At 48.3% G+C, this 17,643-nt stretch carries 21 protein-coding genes; all 21 read left to right on the top strand.

Features of this window, described 5'->3' with window-relative positions; genetic code table 11:
* The first annotated feature begins 119 nt into the window (after positions 1-119).
* The 21 genes from O9X78_RS14715 to fliR all read left to right on the top strand — a co-directional run bounded on the left by O9X78_RS14715 (position 120) and on the right by fliR (position 17,642).
* Entirely contained in the window at positions 120-650 is a 531-nt protein-coding gene (locus O9X78_RS14715) for a flagellar protein FlaG (RefSeq protein ID WP_269620471.1), read from the top strand.
* A gap of 149 nt (positions 651-799) precedes the next feature.
* Positions 800-2,200, top strand: a complete 1,401-nt coding sequence (gene fliD, locus O9X78_RS14720) for a flagellar filament capping protein FliD (RefSeq protein WP_269620472.1) — start codon at positions 800-802, stop codon at positions 2,198-2,200.
* A gap of 100 nt (positions 2,201-2,300) precedes the next feature.
* Positions 2,301-2,738 carry a flagellar export chaperone FliS gene (gene fliS / locus O9X78_RS14725; protein WP_269620473.1) on the top strand — a complete coding sequence of 146 codons (438 nt, stop codon included), beginning with the start codon at positions 2,301-2,303 and terminating at the stop codon, positions 2,736-2,738.
* 77 nt (positions 2,739-2,815) lie between these two features.
* Positions 2,816-3,163: a flagellar protein FliT gene (fliT, locus tag O9X78_RS14730; RefSeq protein ID WP_269620474.1), complete on the top strand. Its 348-nt coding sequence runs from the start codon at positions 2,816-2,818 to the stop codon at positions 3,161-3,163.
* A gap of 219 nt (positions 3,164-3,382) precedes the next feature.
* Positions 3,383-4,483, top strand: a complete 1,101-nt coding sequence (locus O9X78_RS14735; RefSeq protein ID WP_269620475.1) for a sigma-54 interaction domain-containing protein — start codon at positions 3,383-3,385, stop codon at positions 4,481-4,483.
* A gap of 219 nt (positions 4,484-4,702) precedes the next feature.
* Positions 4,703-4,927, top strand: coding sequence for a hypothetical protein (locus tag O9X78_RS14740; protein WP_269620476.1), 225 nt, complete (start codon positions 4,703-4,705; stop codon positions 4,925-4,927).
* A gap of 1 nt (position 4,928) precedes the next feature.
* Entirely contained in the window at positions 4,929-5,927 is a 999-nt protein-coding gene (locus tag O9X78_RS14745) for a sigma-54 interaction domain-containing protein (RefSeq protein WP_269620477.1), read from the top strand.
* An 11-nt stretch (positions 5,928-5,938) separates the two neighbouring features.
* Positions 5,939-6,289 (top strand): flagellar hook-basal body complex protein FliE, encoded by a 351-nt coding sequence (gene fliE / locus O9X78_RS14750; protein WP_269620478.1) that lies wholly within the window; start codon positions 5,939-5,941, stop codon positions 6,287-6,289.
* 39 nt (positions 6,290-6,328) lie between these two features.
* Positions 6,329-7,954 carry a flagellar basal-body MS-ring/collar protein FliF gene (gene fliF / locus O9X78_RS14755; RefSeq protein ID WP_269620479.1) on the top strand — a complete coding sequence of 542 codons (1,626 nt, stop codon included), beginning with the start codon at positions 6,329-6,331 and terminating at the stop codon, positions 7,952-7,954.
* The gene (gene fliG, locus O9X78_RS14760; RefSeq protein ID WP_269620480.1) at positions 7,941-8,960 is read left to right on the top strand and encodes a flagellar motor switch protein FliG; all 1,020 of its coding nucleotides are present in this window, start codon (positions 7,941-7,943) and stop codon (positions 8,958-8,960) included. The genes fliF and fliG overlap by 14 nt, the downstream gene beginning before the upstream one ends.
* A 72-nt stretch (positions 8,961-9,032) precedes the next feature.
* Positions 9,033-9,752: a FliH/SctL family protein gene (locus O9X78_RS14765; RefSeq protein WP_269620481.1), complete on the top strand. Its 720-nt coding sequence runs from the start codon at positions 9,033-9,035 to the stop codon at positions 9,750-9,752.
* A 39-nt stretch (positions 9,753-9,791) separates the two neighbouring features.
* The gene (gene fliI / locus O9X78_RS14770) at positions 9,792-11,132 is read left to right on the top strand and encodes a flagellar protein export ATPase FliI (protein WP_269620482.1); all 1,341 of its coding nucleotides are present in this window, start codon (positions 9,792-9,794) and stop codon (positions 11,130-11,132) included.
* A 60-nt stretch (positions 11,133-11,192) separates the two neighbouring features.
* A complete protein-coding gene (gene fliJ, locus O9X78_RS14775) occupies positions 11,193-11,654 on the top strand; it encodes a flagellar export protein FliJ (protein ID WP_269620484.1) in 462 nt (153 codons plus the stop codon).
* A 123-nt stretch (positions 11,655-11,777) separates the two neighbouring features.
* A complete protein-coding gene (locus O9X78_RS14780; RefSeq protein WP_269620487.1) occupies positions 11,778-13,076 on the top strand; it encodes a flagellar hook-length control protein FliK in 1,299 nt (432 codons plus the stop codon).
* A 374-nt stretch (positions 13,077-13,450) separates the two neighbouring features.
* Complete coding sequence (locus O9X78_RS14785) at positions 13,451-13,924, top strand: flagellar basal body-associated FliL family protein (RefSeq protein WP_269620488.1); 474 nt, start codon at positions 13,451-13,453, stop codon at positions 13,922-13,924.
* Between the two features lie 10 nt (positions 13,925-13,934).
* Positions 13,935-14,882, top strand: coding sequence for a flagellar motor switch protein FliM (locus tag O9X78_RS14790; RefSeq protein ID WP_269620490.1), 948 nt, complete (start codon positions 13,935-13,937; stop codon positions 14,880-14,882).
* Positions 14,883-14,891: 9 nt separating this feature from the next.
* The gene (gene fliN, locus O9X78_RS14795; protein WP_269620491.1) at positions 14,892-15,293 is read left to right on the top strand and encodes a flagellar motor switch protein FliN; all 402 of its coding nucleotides are present in this window, start codon (positions 14,892-14,894) and stop codon (positions 15,291-15,293) included.
* Positions 15,293-15,778, top strand: a complete 486-nt coding sequence (fliO, locus tag O9X78_RS14800; protein WP_269620492.1) for a flagellar biosynthetic protein FliO — start codon at positions 15,293-15,295, stop codon at positions 15,776-15,778. Before fliN ends, fliO begins: the two co-directional genes overlap by 1 nt.
* Entirely contained in the window at positions 15,775-16,521 is a 747-nt protein-coding gene (gene fliP / locus O9X78_RS14805; protein WP_269620493.1) for a flagellar type III secretion system pore protein FliP, read from the top strand. Before fliO ends, fliP begins: the two co-directional genes overlap by 4 nt.
* Before the next feature lie 67 nt (positions 16,522-16,588).
* Complete coding sequence (fliQ, locus tag O9X78_RS14810; protein ID WP_269620494.1) at positions 16,589-16,858, top strand: flagellar biosynthesis protein FliQ; 270 nt, start codon at positions 16,589-16,591, stop codon at positions 16,856-16,858.
* Between the two features lie 7 nt (positions 16,859-16,865).
* Positions 16,866-17,642 carry a flagellar biosynthetic protein FliR gene (gene fliR, locus O9X78_RS14815; RefSeq protein ID WP_269620495.1) on the top strand — a complete coding sequence of 259 codons (777 nt, stop codon included), beginning with the start codon at positions 16,866-16,868 and terminating at the stop codon, positions 17,640-17,642.
* The last annotated feature ends 1 nt before the right edge of the window (position 17,643 follow it).

Consider the following 17,643-nt stretch of genomic DNA (forward strand, 5'->3'; position numbering starts at 1 on the left):
GCGCTAATAGTAGCGCGGGAATTTTCGGTCCGGAAAGGGAGTTAAAGAGAGACTTAAGGGCCATTCGGCCCTATTCGTGTTTCTTGAATAACTGTTTGAAAGGGTGAATAGGTTACATTATGGATACAAGTCTAAATATACAATCAGCGGCGAACTACCACAAACCTGTGGAGCGTGTGTCAGAGCGGCCTGTCGTACAGACAGTATCGGCAAACCTCAGACCAGCTGCGCAGAATGTGGTACGTCCAGATCAAGCGATAGTGAGTGCTGGCGGCAAGACTTTGCCGCAAGACCAAGCAAAGGGGGCAAATCTGCCCGCTTCATCACTTAAACCTGCCCCTAAGTCCCCAGACGCCGATAGCGCTAAGCCCTCAGAATTGAGCCGCTTGGCTGTCGCTCTAGTTGCCGAGTTTGGCTCGTCAAGCAATATTGAGCGAACGGAACAAGCGGTAGAGAAGCTGAATGAGATTTTAAAGGATCGCGAGCGCGACTTAGAGTTCTCTATAGATGAGGATACCGGTCGCACCATTCTCAAGGTCATTCATGCCGAGTCAGGTGAAGTTATTCGTCAGATTCCGCCAGAAGAACTGCTGAATATTGCGCGCACTTTTATTGAGGGAACCGGCACGCTAATAGAAGATCAAGCTTGATTGGCGTGATAACTGCATTGTTATTCGAATGGGCAGCTTACAATCGGCGGTTCGTACTATTACGAATGCCATAACAGTAGTAATAAACGCACAATAAGGCGACATATTTAAATCGTTTTCTACGATTGCAATACGAGTCGGGAGATATCATGGCTTCAATTACAGCGTCGGGAATTGGATCGGGACTCGATATCAGTGGTATCGTCTCGCAACTGGTTTCCGCAGAGCGCGCGCCTACAGAAAATCGACTGAACTCTAAAGAATCCCTGATCCAAGCGCGCTTGTCCGCGTTCGGTTCGCTAAAATCCGCCTTGACTAATTTCCAGTCCAGTCTTAGTACGCTAAAGAATCCAGAGAGTTTTACTAAGCGTGGAGCGACGGTATCTGATCCTACAGTTTTTTCCGCGACGACCACTTCATCCGCGGCGCCAGGTACTTATTCCGTCAAGGTAGAACAATTAGCAGCTAGTCATAAAATTGCCTCACAGGCCTATACTGACAGTGATACCAGTGTTGGTAGTGGCGAGTTGAATTTTACTGTTAACGGTGAGTCCTTTTCAGTTGCCATAGAAGAGGGTGCCGATAGTTTGGCTGAAATCCGCGATGCGGTGAATTCTGCCTCAGATAATAGCGGGGTCTCCGCGTCAATTATTAATGATCAAGACGGCGCGCATCTGGTGTTTTCGGCCACTAAAACCGGTGTCGAAAATGCCATTAATATCGCCGTTACCAATGGCGCAAGTGGCGATTTGAGCCAGCTCGTCTACGATACAAGTTTAGGCGTTCAGGTTAGCTCGATGGTTGAGAAGGCTGAGGCCTTGGACTCGATTGTTAACGTAGACGGTTTTACCCAGACGAGTGCCAATACAAAGATTGACGGCATGATTGAAGGCGTCACCTTGGATCTTAAAAAGGCGCTACCGGGCGAAAGCTTCAGCCTTAAAGTTCAGGTGGACACAAAATCTGTCAAGTCTGCGATAGAAGGCTTCGTTAATAACTACAATACATTGATGACCACGATAAACGATCTCACAGCTTACGACCCCGAAGCGAAAACTGCTGGCTTGTTGCAGGGGGATTCGGCGACCCGTAGCGTTGCAAATCAGCTGCGTCGTGAAATGGGAACCATTACCAGCGGTTTAGACTCGGAGCTTGATTCCTTAGCTGAGCTGGGTATAACCACCGGCGACAAAAATAAACTCGAAATCGACACGACCCAGTTCGCTGAAGTGATGAATTCTGATTTCGATAAATTAAGCGGTGTTTTTTCAAGTGAATCAGGTTATGCGGTTCGTCTCGATAGCTTAATTGGTAACATCACGGCAAGCGGTGGAATTTTGTCTAATCGCACCGATGGGCTCAATAGCCAAGTTAAACGTATCTCGGAACAACGCGAGGCTTTGGACGCGCGTATTGTCGGGATCGAAGCTCGTTATCAGGCGCAATTCAGCGCGCTAGACAGCCTGCTAGGTCAACTTAATTCCACCGGTGACTTTCTGACTCAGCAACTGGCGAATTTGCCGGGTACTGTGTTTAAAAATGGTAAATAGAGCTTCTATATAGGTATAAGTACGTTAACAAAGTTCTAAAGAAAACCATGGATAAGTCGTCAATTAGAGTAAGCAACGAGGCTTATCAAGAGGAAAGAATATGAGCTATTCAGCAGGTAGAGCAACCCAAGCTTATGCGGCAGTAGGGGCTCAATCTAGAGTGTCAGCAGCTAGCCCACACCGACTAATTCAGCTATTGATGGATGGTGCACTAGATCGTCTTGCCATTGCCAAAGGTCATATGCAGCGTCACGAAGTGCCTCAAAAAATTAATGCTGTAAATCGTACTATGTCGATAATTGACGGCTTGCGAATGAGCTTAGATCACGGTATTGATGCAAGGATGAGTGATAACCTAGAAAACCTCTATGATTATATGAATCGCCAACTCTTACTCGCTAATATCAATAACGATGTAAAGGGTTTGGATGAGGTCTCATCGCTGTTAAGAGAGTTAAAAGAAGCCTGGGATGCTATTCCAGACGGTTTACAAAATGGTGAGGCCTTAGGCGAAGGATTGGCATCGCTAACGGTTTAATGTGTTTTTACTGGGTGTTTGGCTTTGCTCTGTCCGCGGCGCGCAGGTTGCGGGCGGGGCAGCTTCCAAGGTGAATAATGAATAATATTGAAAACATCGCTAGATCATTAACGACTCGTCAGCGCAGCTTACAGGCGATTATGGCGTTAACCGAGCACATCCGTGAATTGGCAGAGAACAATGAATGGGTTGAAGCTCTTGGTGAGCAGCGCAGGCGTCGCCTTATGATGGACGATTTCTTCGCGACGCCCTGTAGTCCTGCTGAGAGCAGTGAAGTGGCAGAGGCAATAGAAGGCATACTTGCGGTCGATCGCATTGTGAGCGACATGCTCTATCGCCAACGTGGCACCTTGTCTCAGGAAGCCAACCAGTCCTGCCGCAACATTCGTAATGTTGACCGCTATTTAAGTAATAGTTCGAACTAGCCTGCTAGCGGACGTTCGGGCCGCTAGTTCATAAAATTACAGATGTCACCTTATAAAACCTAGGACATCCACGTATTCACGCGCCTACCTGATTTTCTGCACAATAGCCCCATAGACGATGTAGCCTTATCAGCGCATTGTTAATACAGCCTTCACAACAATAAGATTTTGGCTTTGGTTCTTGTTGTGCGCTACATTCATTGAACGAGTGAACATTCAATGCAACAGAATAAAAAACTGATTTCAGACGGCTACGATCTAATTGCCAATAAGACAATGGAGTCAAAAGCAATGCGCGATCTTGATGAGCTGATTGCTCAGGTATCGACATTTGACACCTTGGTTCTTATCCGCGGCGAATCTGGCAGTGGCAAAGAAGTTGTAGCGCGACGCATACATGAAGCGTCGCCGCGTGCCGGAAAAGCCTTTATTCCTGTTAACTGTGGCGCGATCCCGGCTGATCTTTTAGAAAGCGAATTGTTTGGTCACGAGAAAGGCGCATTTACCGGCGCGATAGCAACACGTCAAGGTCGTTTTGAACTCGCCGAAGGCGGTACGCTGTTTCTTGATGAAATCGGTGATATGAGCCTTCCAATGCAAGTTAAATTACTTCGCGTATTGCAAGAGCGTTGCTTTGAACGTGTCGGCAGCAACGAGACCAAGCGTTGCAATGTGCGTATCTTGGCGGCAACTCACCGCAATCTTGAGGACATGGTAGAAGACGGTAGCTTTAGACAGGATTTGTTTTATCGCCTAGATGTTTTTCCAATCGAGGTGCCGGCGTTGCGCGAGCATACCGAAGATGTAGCTACCTTGATGGCCTTGTTCATGGAAAAGCTTGAAGCCAAAGGAATGCGTACACCACGTTTTTCCGCCAGTGCGATGCGTGCGCTAAAGGTTTACGGCTGGCCCGGCAATATACGTGAACTTGAGAATTTGATGGAGCGTCTAGCCATTACTCATAGTGGGAAATTGGTAAGTGTTAATGACTTGCCAAAGCAGTTTCGTATTATGGGCATGGTGGAGCTTGATGTAGAGGCTGAATATGAGCGCGACGACCAAGATGCCTTAATGAATACCTTACTTGCCCGCCCTGTAGATGACGACAACGATATTGCCTTCTCGGTAGCATCTTCAAATGGCAGGCCGCCGCTACCAGTGGAAGGGATTGATTTGAAGTCCTATTTACAAGACATCGAGCAGTGGTTTATCTCTGAAGCACTGCGTAAAGAAAACGGTGTAATAACCCGTGCGGCGCAATTACTTGGTCTGCAGCGTACAACGCTGGCAGAGAAGATGAAAAAAATGGGTGAAGTTTAGACATAGCAATTGCAGATCTTTTTAGTGACCTAACATTCAAATATAGCTTTTTACGTTATTTTTTATTCCACTGAATAAAGCGCTTCGATGGCGCTTTTTTTTCGCCTCGTATTTTATTTTTATATTTAAAATTAGCGCCAAAAAATACTCGCCAAAAAACTGTCGGTTTTATTAAATATAATCATAAGTCATTGTTTTAAATGGAGATAAATTAGTGGCATGGCGATTGCTTTATCGACTGTAGGTAACTTATACGAGTCTACGGCGATGACCAAAGATAAGAACAACAAAAATAGCTTCAGCTTCGCAAATAGCTTTGCAGAGCAACATTGCTTAGATCTTTGTCGTCAGGAAATAGTATACGCAGCCAAACGTTTGGCGACGGAGCTACTCATTGCCAAAAGCGTCGCATCGTTAAATCCTGCAACAGAGGGAGGTCGTTAATATGGCTGATTTAATTGTGGCAGATAAAGCATCTAAGTCAGTCAAGGCTTTGGCCGCCCGTGTGGCGATGACTGATGCAACGGTACTGATTAGTGGTCAGAGTGGCGCTGGTAAAGAAGTCTATGCGCGTTTTATTCACAGTCATTCACGCCGCAGTGACGGGCCATTTATTGCATTAAACTGCGCGGCAATTCCAGAGAACATGCTTGAGGCTATGCTGTTTGGCTATGAGAAAGGCGCGTTTACCGGCGCCATCAACAGTCACGCCGGTAAATTTGAACAGGCCCAAGGCGGTACGCTTTTACTAGACGAAATTTCTGAGATGGATCTCGGCCTGCAGGCAAAACTGCTGCGGGTATTGCAGGAGCGGGAATTAGAGCGCTTAGGAAGTCGTAAAACCCTCAAGCTAGATGTGCGCGTGATTGCAACGAGTAACAAGGATGTTCGTGCGGCGGTCCGTGAGGGCGAGTTTCGCGAAGACTTATTTTACCGACTGAATGTTTTCCCCCTGCTGATACCTAGCTTGGCAGAGCGTCGTGGCGATATTTTGCCCTTGGCGCAATATTTCTTAAGTCGCGATAGCAGCGTGCGCGATCCTGCGGCAATGTTAAGTGATGGTGCTGCTAATGCACTTATTGGTTACGCATGGCCGGGGAATGTTCGCGAGTTGGACAATGTGATTCAGCGGGCCATGATTCTTCGTCAACAAGACGAGATAACTGAGCGGGATATTCAGTTTGAAACCGGTCTTAGTTTCGTCAGCGATTTTGAAGAGCGTTTCAATACCACGTCTGTGACAGACGCTGGTGATGACGAGCAATCCAATGATAGCTGCGGTGTACTAGATGGCTTTATGCGAGACCAGGAGCGTCGTGTTATCACCGATGCGCTTAAAGTTGGTCGCTCTAAAAAAGAAGCAGCAGAAATTTTAGGAATAAGCCCGCGTACTCTACGTTACAAACTCGCGCGCCTGCGTGAGCAAAGCTACATCACCGGTTAAGGAGACTCGAGATGTCTGACAGTATGAATGTAAACCAGATTCTCACCCAGATTCGCTCTCTCCGGGACCAGACGAGTATTGCGCGGCCGGAAGCAAACCCAAACAGTCTTGGTGCTATTAACGTTAACCCGACGGAAAAGGTCGATTTTGGGTCTATGCTTAAGCAATCTATTGATGCCGTTAATGAAACCCAGAAGAGTGCCGGTGCTATGTCAGCAGCATTTGAGCGTGGCGATGAAAACGTCAGCTTAACTCAGGTGATGGTGAATTTGCAGAAGTCAGAAGTCAGCTTTAAAGCGATGGTAGAAGTGCGTAATAAGTTTGTAGATGCCTATCAAGAAGTGATGAGGATGTCGATGTAATGGCGGCGATCAGCGTAAGAGCGACGGTGGAGAATCATCATGGCTGAAACTAAAGCAACCCCAACCGCAAATTTATTGGCCCAAATGGCCGGTAACGATGTTCTTCGTCAACTCCTTATTTTGGTCGGTATTGCGGCCAGTGTGGCGGTTGGCGTAGCGGCGGTTATGTGGTCACAAGGCAGTGACTACCGCACTTTGTACGCCAACGTGGAGCCTCAGCGCGCCGCTGGCGTAGTAGATGCACTAACTGCTGCGGGTATCCCTTATAAAATTCAGGATAACACCGGCTCTATTATGGTTCCTTCAGAGCAGTTACATGACGCGCGTATTAAGTTGGCGGGTCAGGGTGTAATGCGAGATGGATCGGGTATGGCCATGCTAGAGCAGGAACAAGGATTTGGCGTTAGTGAGTTTATGCAGTCTAAGAAATTCCACTACGCCCTAGAGCAGGAACTTGCTCGTACTATTGAAAGCATGCATCAGGTGCGCAAGGCACGCGTACATTTAGCCATCCCCAAACAATCGGTGTTTGTGCGTGACCGCAAAGCCGCCAGTGCGTCCATTATGTTGGATGTATTTCCTGGCAGTGTCATCGACAAGCAAAATGTGGGCGCTATTGTAAATTTGGTGGCATCTAGCATCACCGGCTTATCACCAGAACAGGTAACTGTGGTAGACCAACAAGGTCAGCAATTGTCCTATCAAGGCGAAAAAGACGACTTAGGACTGAGTTCGCGTCAGTTTACTTATCGTCAGCGTATTGAAAATGCCTACCAAGAAAACATTGAAGAGTTATTGGGGCCACTGGCAGATGCGGGTCAGGTCCGAGTCAAAGTTGCTGCAGATATCGATTTTTCTAGTAATGAAGAGAGTCGTGAAAGCTGGACACCAGAAAGTAAAGTGGTGCGCAGCGAACAAATCAATGAACAGACAAACGGCGACGTAAATGCGACCGCCAGCGGTATTCCCGGCGCTCTTAGCAATCAGCCGCCTACCGGTGCAGCAAAGGCAGAGGAGCGCGATACTGGTAATCGCTCCATTGTGCGCAACTATGAAATCGAACGTATTTTGAATCATTCATCTACGCCCACGGGCATGGTGCGCCGCTTATCGGTGGCGGTGGTGGTCGCTAATCGCCAACAGCTTGACGATCAGGGCCAAACCCAATCGGTGGAAGTGTCACCGGCAGAGTTGGAAAAGCTTACTCTTTTAGTGCGCGATGCTATTGGTTTTGATGCCGCACGTGGTGACCGCGTCACAGTGGTATCAGCGGATTTTAGACCGGTTGAAAAAGTGGATATGGATATGTCTGAGCCCGCCATTTGGGAACAGCCATGGTTCGCAAACTTAGTTAAGCAGTCGCTAGTTGGTGTCGGCGTGTTGTTTATTATCTTCGCGATATTACGCCCCGGTATGCGCACGCTAATGCAGGCGCAAATCAGTGGCCCTAGTAAGGCCTCACCTCGCGCTCTGGAAAGGGGTGACGACGGCCTAAGAGGCGAAGTATTACATCCTGCTATTGCTGCGCTTGGCGCACCGCCATTGGCCGCAAAAATGGGTTTTGAAGACAAGATGACCGAGGTGCGCTCAGTAGTGGATGAAAATCCGCAACGGGTTGCTCAAGTAATGAAGAAATGGGTGGCAGAAGAAAATGGCAAATCCTGAAATGGCAACAAACTCGGGCGGCAGTGGCAGTGAAAAGGCCGCATTATTTTTACTGATGCTCGGAGAAGAGCAAGCGTCTAAGGTGCTCAAATTTGTTGAACCCTATGAAGTAGAACGTATCGGTACGGCAATGGCGTCTATTCGCAGTGTCGACAATCGTTTGGCGGAAGCGGTAGTTGATGATTTCCGCGTGGCATTGCATCAAGAAACTTCGCTTGGGGTGGGTGTGCAGGGTTATGTGCGTAAATTATTTACTTCAACCTTGGGTGAGCAAAAAGGGGCGACCTTAGCGGATCGTGTACTTGGTGATGAAGAAACCCAAGAAATGAGTTCCCTGCGGTGGCTAGAGCCAGAAGCCTTGCTTCACATGATGCATGACGAACACCCCCAGATCATTGCCATCACCATGGCACATATGGATCAAGCCCAAGCGGTTGCGGTACTAAAACAAATGCCAGCGGCGCAGCAGGACGATATCGTCATGCGTATCGCCAATATGCAAACCATTCCCCAGTCTGCAATGCGCCAACTACAGACTGTGCTTAAGAAAAAATTGTCGGTTACCGCCACGTTTAAAAATCGGAAAATAGACGGAGCAGCGACCGTTGCAGGCATTATGAATGGCCTGTCACCCGATGCCGAATCTCGGATATTGGAGGCCGTAGCTAAAGAAAATCAAAGTCTATCTGATCGTATTCAAGACCTTATGTTTGTGTTTGGCAACCTCGTTAATATTCCAGACAAGGGCATCCAGCTATTGCTTAGAGAAGTGGGTTCAGACGTACTGCCCTTGGCACTAAAAGGTGCTGACGAACAGGTGCGCGAAAAAATTCTGGGCAATATGTCCAAGCGCGCACGTGAAATGTTGGTCGAAGATATGGAGTCTCGCGGCCCAATGAAACTCAGCGATGTAGAAGCGGCGCAAAAAGATATTCTTGCGGTTGCCAAAAAATTAGCCGACGCGGGGCAAATTGATTTGGGGCGCGGTGGTGAAGATTACGTTTAGGGTCTTTGTAGTTAAACGAGTGATGATGTTTCTGTGGTAATGCGGATTTCGCTAGAAAAATAAGGTGTTTTTATGGCAGATGTTTTTCAAGTTTTTAACCCGCGTATCGTATCTGCCGAAGAGACTGCCGCGCAACCTGCCCAGACAAAGCCGGCGCTGTCTGGTGACTATCAGCGCTGGGAGCCTTCACAGGTAGCGGATGCAAGCTCAAGATCTACCGTTATTAAAAATTCCGCGCCCGCAAAGAACGATATCGAAAATGAGCTAGAAGTCGCGCGTGAAACAGCAAAAAAACAAGGCTACCAGCAAGGTTTAGAAGAAGGTCACGCTGAAGCTAAGCGAATTTTAGCGGAGCAAAGTCAGCAATTGCAGTTGGCGATGGCGGCGCTGCGTGAGCCGCAACAGTGGGTAGACACCGAGTTAGAGCGCGAATTATTTACCATGACCATGGCGCTGTCGCGTCAATTATTGCGTCACGAACTTAGTGTGCGACCTGAGTTGATTGAAAACCTTGTTCATCAGGCAATAGAAGCGCTGCCCATTACCAGTGGGGATTTAAATATTTATCTTAATCCCGCCGATGTAGACATTTTACGTGAGCTTGCCAGTGAGCGAGGAGAAGACATTGAATCTTCATGGATACTGTTAGAAGACCCCACCGTGACCCGTGGTGGTTGTCGAATCAGCAATGATTACTCCCGTATTGATGAGGAGCTTGAAACGCGCATAAAGCGTATTTCGCTGGAAATGTTGGGTGAGCAGTCGACGATGCTACATGCCGACGGACAATAAAATTAACTATCTAAGTCAGCGGCATCAACGGACTTTTTTATGACACTAACAACACGTGGCCAACTCTCCGATAAATTCGCGCAGTATCGCCAGCGACTTAGCGGTTCTGACCGTCCGGTGGTTGAGGGTCAGCTCAAGCGAGTGGTCGGCACGATGTTGGAAGCGGTGGGATGTAAAGCACCAGTAGGCGGATATTGCTTAGTTGAAGCTGCCGACGGTGAATGGTTAGAGACTGAAGTGGTGGGTTTTGCCACCGACAAAATTTTATTGATGCCCACAGGGGAATTGCGTGGCGTGATGCCAAATGCGCGGGTGATCCCTATTGAGAAGGGGTCAGATTTTCCCGTTGGCGACGGTCTACTTGGTCGTGTTTTAGACGGTGCCGCAAGACCGCTTGATGGCGGCGGGCCTCTGAAATGTACCCAGATGCGTTCAATTTCTGGGGTGCCAATCAATCCATTATTGCGTCAGCCAATACGTGAACCGCTAGACGTGGGAGTGCGCTCAATCAATTCACTGTTAACGGTTGGACGAGGCCAGCGCCTAGGTCTGTTTGCAGGTAGTGGCGTTGGTAAAAGTGTGCTGTTAGGCATGATGACACGATTTACCGAAGCAGATGTTGTCGTCGTGGCATTGATTGGTGAGCGTGGCCGAGAAGTGAAAGAATTCATCGACAGTATTCTCGGCACCGAAGATATGAAGCGTGCCGTGGTGATTGCAACTCCGGCAGATCACCCACCCTTGATGCGTATGCGCGGTGCGTGGCTGGCAACGTCCATTGCTGAACACTTTCGTGACCAGGGTAAGCAGGTGTTACTACTTATGGATTCTCTTACCCGTTTCGCTCAAGCTCAACGTGAGGTTGCGCTAGCTACAGGTGAGCCGCCAGCGACTAAAGGGTATCCGCCGTCGGTGTTTGCGCGTTTACCCGCTTTGGTCGAACGAGCTGGTAATGGCGCGGCGGGCGGAGGGTCTATTACCGCGTTTTATACCGTGCTTGCAGAGGGCGATGATCAGAATGATCCGATAGTTGATTCTGCAAGAGCGATATTAGATGGGCATATTGTTCTATCACGCGCACTTGCTGATGCCGGTCATTTTCCGGCCATAGATATTGAACGGTCAGTGAGTCGGGCAATGAACGATGTCACTGACAAAAGTCACCAAGATCAGGTTAGGTATTTTCGACAGATGTATTCGCTGTATCAGCAGAATAAGGATCTGATTACGATAGGTGCCTATCAGCGTGGAAGCGACGCAAGGCTTGATGAAGCGGTGACAGCATGGCCAAGAATGGTCAAGTTTTTACAGCAGGCTTACGATGAATCAGAAGGGTTTGACAGTTCATTAGATCAGTTAACCGCACTGTTGGATGAATAGAAAAATAACGACATATTTGCCGGATAGAAACTTTGCAGTAACGTAGGTAGAGGTCTGACCATGAAGAAATCGCAGCGTATGAAAACCGTGAACAGTCTTGCGGAACGCAATGAGCGCGAGCAGGCCGACAAGTTTGCTAAGAGTCAGCAAAAGTGCGAAATCCAGCAAAAGAAATTAGCTGAGTTAAAACAATATTATCAAGAATATATGGATTCCAGTCGCAAGATGAGCGGTGAGTTTTTAGATATTAGTCGCTTGCAGGAAACCCGGGCATTTATGACAAAGCTGTCTGGTGCAATCGCGCAACAACGCGATATCGTTCGCAATTTAGAAGTCACTATGAATACCGATCGCAAGCATTGGATGGATAGCCGTCGCCAAGCGATGAGTATGCAAAAACTCACCGAACGCTATGTTGATCAGGAGATGCGTCAGGCCGAAGCGGCTGAACAGCGTTCTGCTGATGACTTAAGCAGCCAACGTTTTGTATGGTCTATGCGGCAAAATAACGCTATGGCATAGACATTGCTCTATTACTAGGTAAGACGAGTAGAAATAAGCGCATTTTTGCTGTTAACGCGGCGTATTAGATTTAATTTGCAATGGCATATTAAATTTAAAAGCGTAAAAATCAGGTTACATACCATGCAGAATAATATTAGTTCAGCCTTACCCAAAGTAGATGGTAATAGCGTCAAAGGCCCTGCGCCGGGCGGCGCTAATAAAGCGGTAGGTGGCGATACACCATTTAATAAGCTACTTAGTGGCGCCCAAAATGGTAGTGCGCAAACTAGATCGTCAAGTGGTGAAATTACAAGCGATGACACAGAGACGACTGCCAGTAATGAACAACTCAGTGCCGACGTAGATATTTTTTCTGATCCCTTGTGGGATGTTGGTATTAGCGGAAAAATGGTGCCGGAAAGTGGTCAAGAGTTGCCGGTATCAACCTTCGATACCGAGGGCTTAGACGCGCTAACTCTTCAGGATGAAAACTCTGAGGGAGAGGTGCTTGTTACCTGGCAACAATCTCAAATTGACTGGTCCAGACAATTAAATTTAGCCAATGCTGGTGGTTCGCAATCTAGTTCTGCCCCCGCCTTAACTAGCGTCGCTATGAGTCTTGCTAGCGACTCTGGTGCGGCTAATGGTGAAGACGATGTAGCGACCAGTTTGTTGGCTAAAAATGATAAAAACGCAGCAACTATTTTAGACAATAAATTAAACACCACCGTGCCGACAACATCGGCAAGTGAATTGAGCAAACCAACAACTGGCTTTGCTTCAGCGATGCAGCTCAGTGCAGCCGCTAGTTCGGCACAAGCTATGAAGGCGGCGAATCAGGTTGTTGAATCAGTGTCAGATTCTGCTCTAGGTCTAGAACTTAACGCCACCTCGCAGTTGCGCTCAGCGGACAGTAGTGCAGCCCGTGCACCTGTCGCATTAACGGTCAGCCAGAACGCGCTTACCGATCCGAACTGGGCGCAAGCTATGTCGGCTAAAGTGACGTGGATGGCTGGTAATGGCGTACATACGGCGACGATGCAGTTACACCCTGCGGAGCTGGGTAGTATTCATGTTCAGTTGTCGGTACAGGGCGATACCACCTCTGTTCAGATTCAGACTCAGCACAAAGATACTTCAGACCTAATGGAGCGTATGATGCCGCGTTTACACAGCGGTATGGAAAGCCAAGGTTTGCGTCTCGACGACGTTAAGGTTAGTCATAATCCCGGTTTGAATGACGGCGCTGCGGCTAATTCTGGTCAACAGTTTGCTGGCCAATCGGCGGGTGATCGCTCCGGTGCGGCGAATAATGGTCGCAACGGGGCTGATCAAAATGGCAGCGTGCAGAATGGCTTGGTCGGCGAAGAAGGCTCTTTAATCGGTGCCAATAGTGCGACGGTAAGCCTCAACAATAGCGGTGTAGATTACTACGCTTGATAGCGCGCGGGGCCTTTATTAGGACTGCGCGCATTTTTATATCGGTGTTTAATTTATTACGTTGTTCTCAGCTTGTTTGCTAGCAGTACCTGTGTAAAAAGTGACTCATTAGCTTAGCTCTCTTACTTTTCCTCTCTCTTTTTCCCTTAGTCGCAGGACATCTGCGCGTACTCTTGCTGTGGTTATTACTAATGGCCGGCAATCTCTATGTTGTTAGAGTGGGCAACGCGGCAAGGAAATCGCCAATTTTTTGTCGAATTAGTGTGTTTTTATTTTAAGTTGTTGTTAATTAAGAAAAATATTGATTGGCATAGGCTTTGCTCTAATCCTCAGTAAGTGCTGATTTTGTGGCGTTCAATACAGTGGGAACAGGTATGAATAAGAAAATTATTATGATTGCGGTGCAAGTATTGGTGTTAGTTGCCGCAGTGGGAGGAACCTGGTTTTTCATGCATGAGCCCGCGCCTGAGCCTGTTGCTGCCGTGGGAGCCGATGACAAGCCTGCTGACGCAGCACCAAACGCTAAAAAAGAGCCAGAGTATTTTAGTTTATCGCCAGCGTTTGTCGTCAATTTGCAGAACGAGCGCAGCATTCGATTCCTGATGGTAGAAATCGATTTAATGTCTCGCAAAGACGATGTCTTTTCCCGCGTTGAACAGTACGAACCCCGTATTCGCAACGATTTACTCATGCTTTTAAGTAAATTAGATAGAGAGTCAATTGCTACGGCAGAACAGCGTCAGGCACTTCAGAATGAAGCGTTGGCGACAATCAATTCGGTACTAACAATTGAATCGGGTAAGGGCGGTGTTGAAGCTGTTTACTTTACCAAGTTCGTAGTGCAGTGAGGGTAGTACTGTGAGCGATATTCTCGATCCCGAAGAATTAGAAGCGCTGATGGCGGGTGAAGATCAGAATGATCCTAGCCGCGAAAAATATAATTTAGCCAGACAAGATTACGCGATTCAGCGCCTCATTCCCGCGCTATCGCTTATCCAGTCACAATTCGCTACCGCGACTCGAGACCGTATGCGTGAGTTTGTCTCAACGGTAGATGGCGTGCGTGTCGATAAGATCACTGTGATGAAGTTTGACGAAATGCTCAATACCTTGCCTGCACCCTGCAGTATTTCTGTTATTCACGGTTTGCCAATGAATGCCAGCATTTTACTGGCCTTTGAATCCGATCTGGTTTTTCAAATGGTAGACCGTTATTTCGGCGGTTCCGGCAGTCTTCAAAAAGGTCAGCGCGAGCTGCTTTCGGTCTCTGAATTCAGTTTTATGGAAATGCTGAACAATGCGCTACTCGGTGATTTGAGCACGGCGTGGAAATCGGTAATGAAATCTGAGCCTAGTATAGCGGCGCAGTATAGCGATCCGCGCATGTTAGATAGCATCGGCGAGGCGGACTCACTCGTAGCGACACGCTTTATTGTTAATGTTGGCGAGTTTACCGGCGGCCTCTGGTCGATTGTTCCTTGGAGTGCCATCGATGCGGTGCGCGACAGTTTGAGTGATCCAGCTAAGCCTGCCAGTAAAGCATCGAGTGCAGCATGGCGTGAACGCCTATGTGAAGGTTTAGAAACTGCGCCTATTGAATTGGTGGCGATTTTGGCGCAAACCAGAATGAGTTTAAAGCGAGTTTCATTACTCAAAGTCGGCGACGTGATCGATATCCCATCCGCTGAGGATGTTGTACTTATGATCGATGACACGCCATTCATGCATGGTCGATTTGGTAGTAACGACGAAAAGTTAGCCGTTAGGTTAACCGGACGCTCGGAATCAAATCGGCATCAGCACTGAGGATCGATCATGACGGATCAACTGAATGATGAGCAAGCGAGTGGCGATACTAACGCACAGCAAAACATAGCGGCTAACGCAGAGAAAACTATCTTGAGTGATAACAATGCAACACAAACATCATCGGCAAAAACAGGAAGCGGGCGCATGACGAAGGATATGAGTCTGGATATGATTATGGACGTCAACGTAAGTGTTGCCGTTGAAGTTGGCCGAACAAAGATGAGTATTCGCGACCTTCGCGAACTCAATCAAGGCGCGATTATTGAATTGGATCGCGCCGCAGGCACGCCATTAGATGTGCTGGTTAACGGCACTTTAGTGGCGCGCGGCGAGATTGTCGTGGTGAAGGAAAAATACGGCATCATGCTGACCGAAGTTGTGGGTCAAGACGAGCGCGAGCGCCACTAATGGCTACCATAGCTGCGTGTATTCGAGGCGGTGTCTCTGGTGTGCTGCTAAGTCTAGCGGCACTGCCTGTGTACGCCCAAGAGGTGGCGCCCAAGCCGGCGGCGTCGCCCAGTTTACCCGCAGGGCCATCCTACGACGTGTCGGGTATGGTTGGCAGTATGCTCTTCGTTATTGTCTGTATTGTCGGCCTGATGTGGTTATTACGCCGCACGCGCTTGGTGTCGGCATCGGGACAGGGCGGCGTGACGGTGGTATCGCAAATTCCACTGAGTATGAAAGAAAAATTATTAGTCGTGCAGGTCGGTGACGAGAAGTTACTGTTGGGTTGCACGTCAGCATCTATCAACACCCTTCATAGCTGGGCATCTGCAGCTGATGACGTCAATGCCAAGCCACCGGAGTCGGCCTTCGCGAAGCTACTTGCCAAACGCCAAGTCATGCCGGGCGCGACAAAATCAGCTGTAAAGACAGGTGAACAGCAATGAGAGCGGCTCGGTTATTAACCTTACTTTGTCTTTGCGGTTTACCTTTGATAGCAAACGCCGGACCGTTATCGCTGCCTGCGGTAACGTCGCTGCCCACCGCAGCGGGTGGTCAAGAATATACTGTATCACTGCAATTGCTTGCGGTGATGACGGCGCTTACGCTTCTGCCAGCTATTTTGCTTGGCATGACCGCGTTTACACGAATTATGATTGTATTATCTATATTGCGCCAAGCGTTGGGGACGGGCCAAACCCCGTCTAATCAAATACTGCTGAGTCTGTCACTTTTCCTTACTCTTTTTATTATGCATCCGGTGGCGGAAGTGGCGTATAACGATGCCATTAAACCGTATATAGCAGAAGAAATAACCTTCGATACCGCCTTGGAAACAGGCTTTAAACCCTTTCGCGAATTTATGCTTAGACAAACGCGGGAAGAGGATATTGGTCGCTTTGCTGAAATTGCCGGTATGCAGCAATTTGATAAACCAGAAGACGTGCCGTTTTCAATTTTGATGGCATCGTTTCTTACCAGCGAATTGAAGACCGCGTTTCAGATTGGCTTCTTGCTCTTTATTCCGTTTGTGGTTATCGACCTTGTGGTCGCCAGTGTGCTGATGTCTATGGGTATGATGATGTTGTCGCCAATGATGATATCGCTACCTTTTAAAATAATGTTGTTTGTCTTGGTGGACGGCTGGGGCTTGGTTATGGGCTCCTTGGCAGCGAGTTTCTATCAATGACGACCGCGACCGCAATAAAAACAACAAGGGCAACAAAGGCAGGCGTCACACCTAATGAGGTCGCACAATGAATGCAGACACGGTAATAGAAATTGGCCGTCAGGCAATGAATGTCACTGTCCTTTTGGCGGCACCACTACTGCTGTCGGCCTTGGCTGCCGGTTTAGCTATTGGTATGTTTCAGGCGGCGACACAGATTCAAGACATGACCCTGAGCTTTATTCCTAAGCTGGTTGTTCTTATTGTTGTTCTGGGCATTATGGGCCCGTGGATGCTGGGGCAATTGATAGATTACACCCGGGAGCTATTCATGATGATCCCTGGCTTGGTTGGGTAGCGTGTAAATGATCGCGCCTACGGCAGATCAACTCACGGTATTGTTAGCCTCGGCGTGGCTACCCTTTGTTCGGGTTAGCGGCGCCATGCTAACTGCGCCGTTGTTCGGTGCAGCCTATGTGCCTACTCGTGTGCGTATTCTTATTTCTGTTTTTGTTACCGTTGTTATTTTACCGCTGCTTCCCGCACCGCCGGTGATGAATTTAATTGGCTACGAGGCCATCTTGCTTGCTGCTAATGAATTACTCATCGGCATCTGCATGGGTTTTATCATCCAGTTGGTGTTCGACGCCATTATTCTTGCTGGTCAAATGATCGCTATGGGCATGGGCCTGGGCTTCGCCATGATGGTTGATCCCCAGCGCGGTGCTCAAGTACCAGTGTTGTCGCAGTTTTTGCTTATTTTTACCATGCTTTTATTCGTCGCCATGAATGGTCATATCGACTTTCTGGCGTTGTTGGCGAAGAGCTTTCAGTACTGGCCCATTGCTGGTGAAACAGTTTCTGCAGATCAGCTAAGTGTTATGTGGATGCGCGGGGCAGAGCTATTCACCGGCGCCATTCGCGTCGCTATTCCCGCTGTTGTCGCGCTACTGGTAGTCCAGCTTGCTGTTGGTATCGTAAGCCGAGCCGCACCGACTTTAAACCTGTTTGCCGTCGGCTTTCCTATCGCCATGCTTATCGGGTTTTTGGTTATCGAACGCTTAATCCCGAATTTACTCCCCCTGTTAACGTCGATGTTGGGCAATGCATTTATTGCTGCCGAACTGTTTCTCGGAGCCTGAT

The organism is Zhongshania aquatica (assembly GCF_027257955.1).
Classification (GTDB): domain Bacteria; phylum Pseudomonadota; class Gammaproteobacteria; order Pseudomonadales; family Spongiibacteraceae; genus Spongiibacter; species Spongiibacter aquatica.

Excerpts from the sequence above, each read along its gene's own strand:
- fliF (WP_269620479.1), top strand. The coding sequence starts at position 6,329 with ATGGCTGAAACTAAAGCAACCCCAACCGCAAATTTATTGGCCCAAATG.
- fliP (WP_269620493.1), top strand. The coding sequence starts at position 15,775 with ATGAGAGCGGCTCGGTTATTAACCTTACTTTGTCTTTGCGGTTTACCT.
- fliI (WP_269620482.1), top strand. The coding sequence starts at position 9,792 with ATGACACTAACAACACGTGGCCAACTCTCCGATAAATTCGCGCAGTAT.
- O9X78_RS14735 (WP_269620475.1), top strand. The coding sequence starts at position 3,383 with ATGCAACAGAATAAAAAACTGATTTCAGACGGCTACGATCTAATTGCC.
- fliS (WP_269620473.1), top strand. The coding sequence starts at position 2,301 with ATGAGCTATTCAGCAGGTAGAGCAACCCAAGCTTATGCGGCAGTAGGG.
- fliO (WP_269620492.1), top strand. The coding sequence starts at position 15,293 with ATGGCTACCATAGCTGCGTGTATTCGAGGCGGTGTCTCTGGTGTGCTG.
- fliG (WP_269620480.1), top strand. The coding sequence starts at position 7,941 with ATGGCAAATCCTGAAATGGCAACAAACTCGGGCGGCAGTGGCAGTGAA.
- O9X78_RS14740 (WP_269620476.1), top strand. The coding sequence starts at position 4,703 with ATGGCGATTGCTTTATCGACTGTAGGTAACTTATACGAGTCTACGGCG.
- fliR (WP_269620495.1), top strand. The coding sequence starts at position 16,866 with ATGATCGCGCCTACGGCAGATCAACTCACGGTATTGTTAGCCTCGGCG.
- O9X78_RS14765 (WP_269620481.1), top strand. The coding sequence starts at position 9,033 with ATGGCAGATGTTTTTCAAGTTTTTAACCCGCGTATCGTATCTGCCGAA.
- O9X78_RS14785 (WP_269620488.1), top strand. The coding sequence starts at position 13,451 with ATGAATAAGAAAATTATTATGATTGCGGTGCAAGTATTGGTGTTAGTT.
- fliN (WP_269620491.1), top strand. The coding sequence starts at position 14,892 with ATGACGGATCAACTGAATGATGAGCAAGCGAGTGGCGATACTAACGCA.
- O9X78_RS14715 (WP_269620471.1), top strand. The coding sequence starts at position 120 with ATGGATACAAGTCTAAATATACAATCAGCGGCGAACTACCACAAACCT.
- O9X78_RS14780 (WP_269620487.1), top strand. The coding sequence starts at position 11,778 with ATGCAGAATAATATTAGTTCAGCCTTACCCAAAGTAGATGGTAATAGC.
- fliD (WP_269620472.1), top strand. The coding sequence starts at position 800 with ATGGCTTCAATTACAGCGTCGGGAATTGGATCGGGACTCGATATCAGT.
- fliT (WP_269620474.1), top strand. The coding sequence starts at position 2,816 with ATGAATAATATTGAAAACATCGCTAGATCATTAACGACTCGTCAGCGC.
- O9X78_RS14745 (WP_269620477.1), top strand. The coding sequence starts at position 4,929 with ATGGCTGATTTAATTGTGGCAGATAAAGCATCTAAGTCAGTCAAGGCT.
- fliQ (WP_269620494.1), top strand. The coding sequence starts at position 16,589 with ATGAATGCAGACACGGTAATAGAAATTGGCCGTCAGGCAATGAATGTC.
- fliE (WP_269620478.1), top strand. The coding sequence starts at position 5,939 with ATGTCTGACAGTATGAATGTAAACCAGATTCTCACCCAGATTCGCTCT.
- fliJ (WP_269620484.1), top strand. The coding sequence starts at position 11,193 with ATGAAGAAATCGCAGCGTATGAAAACCGTGAACAGTCTTGCGGAACGC.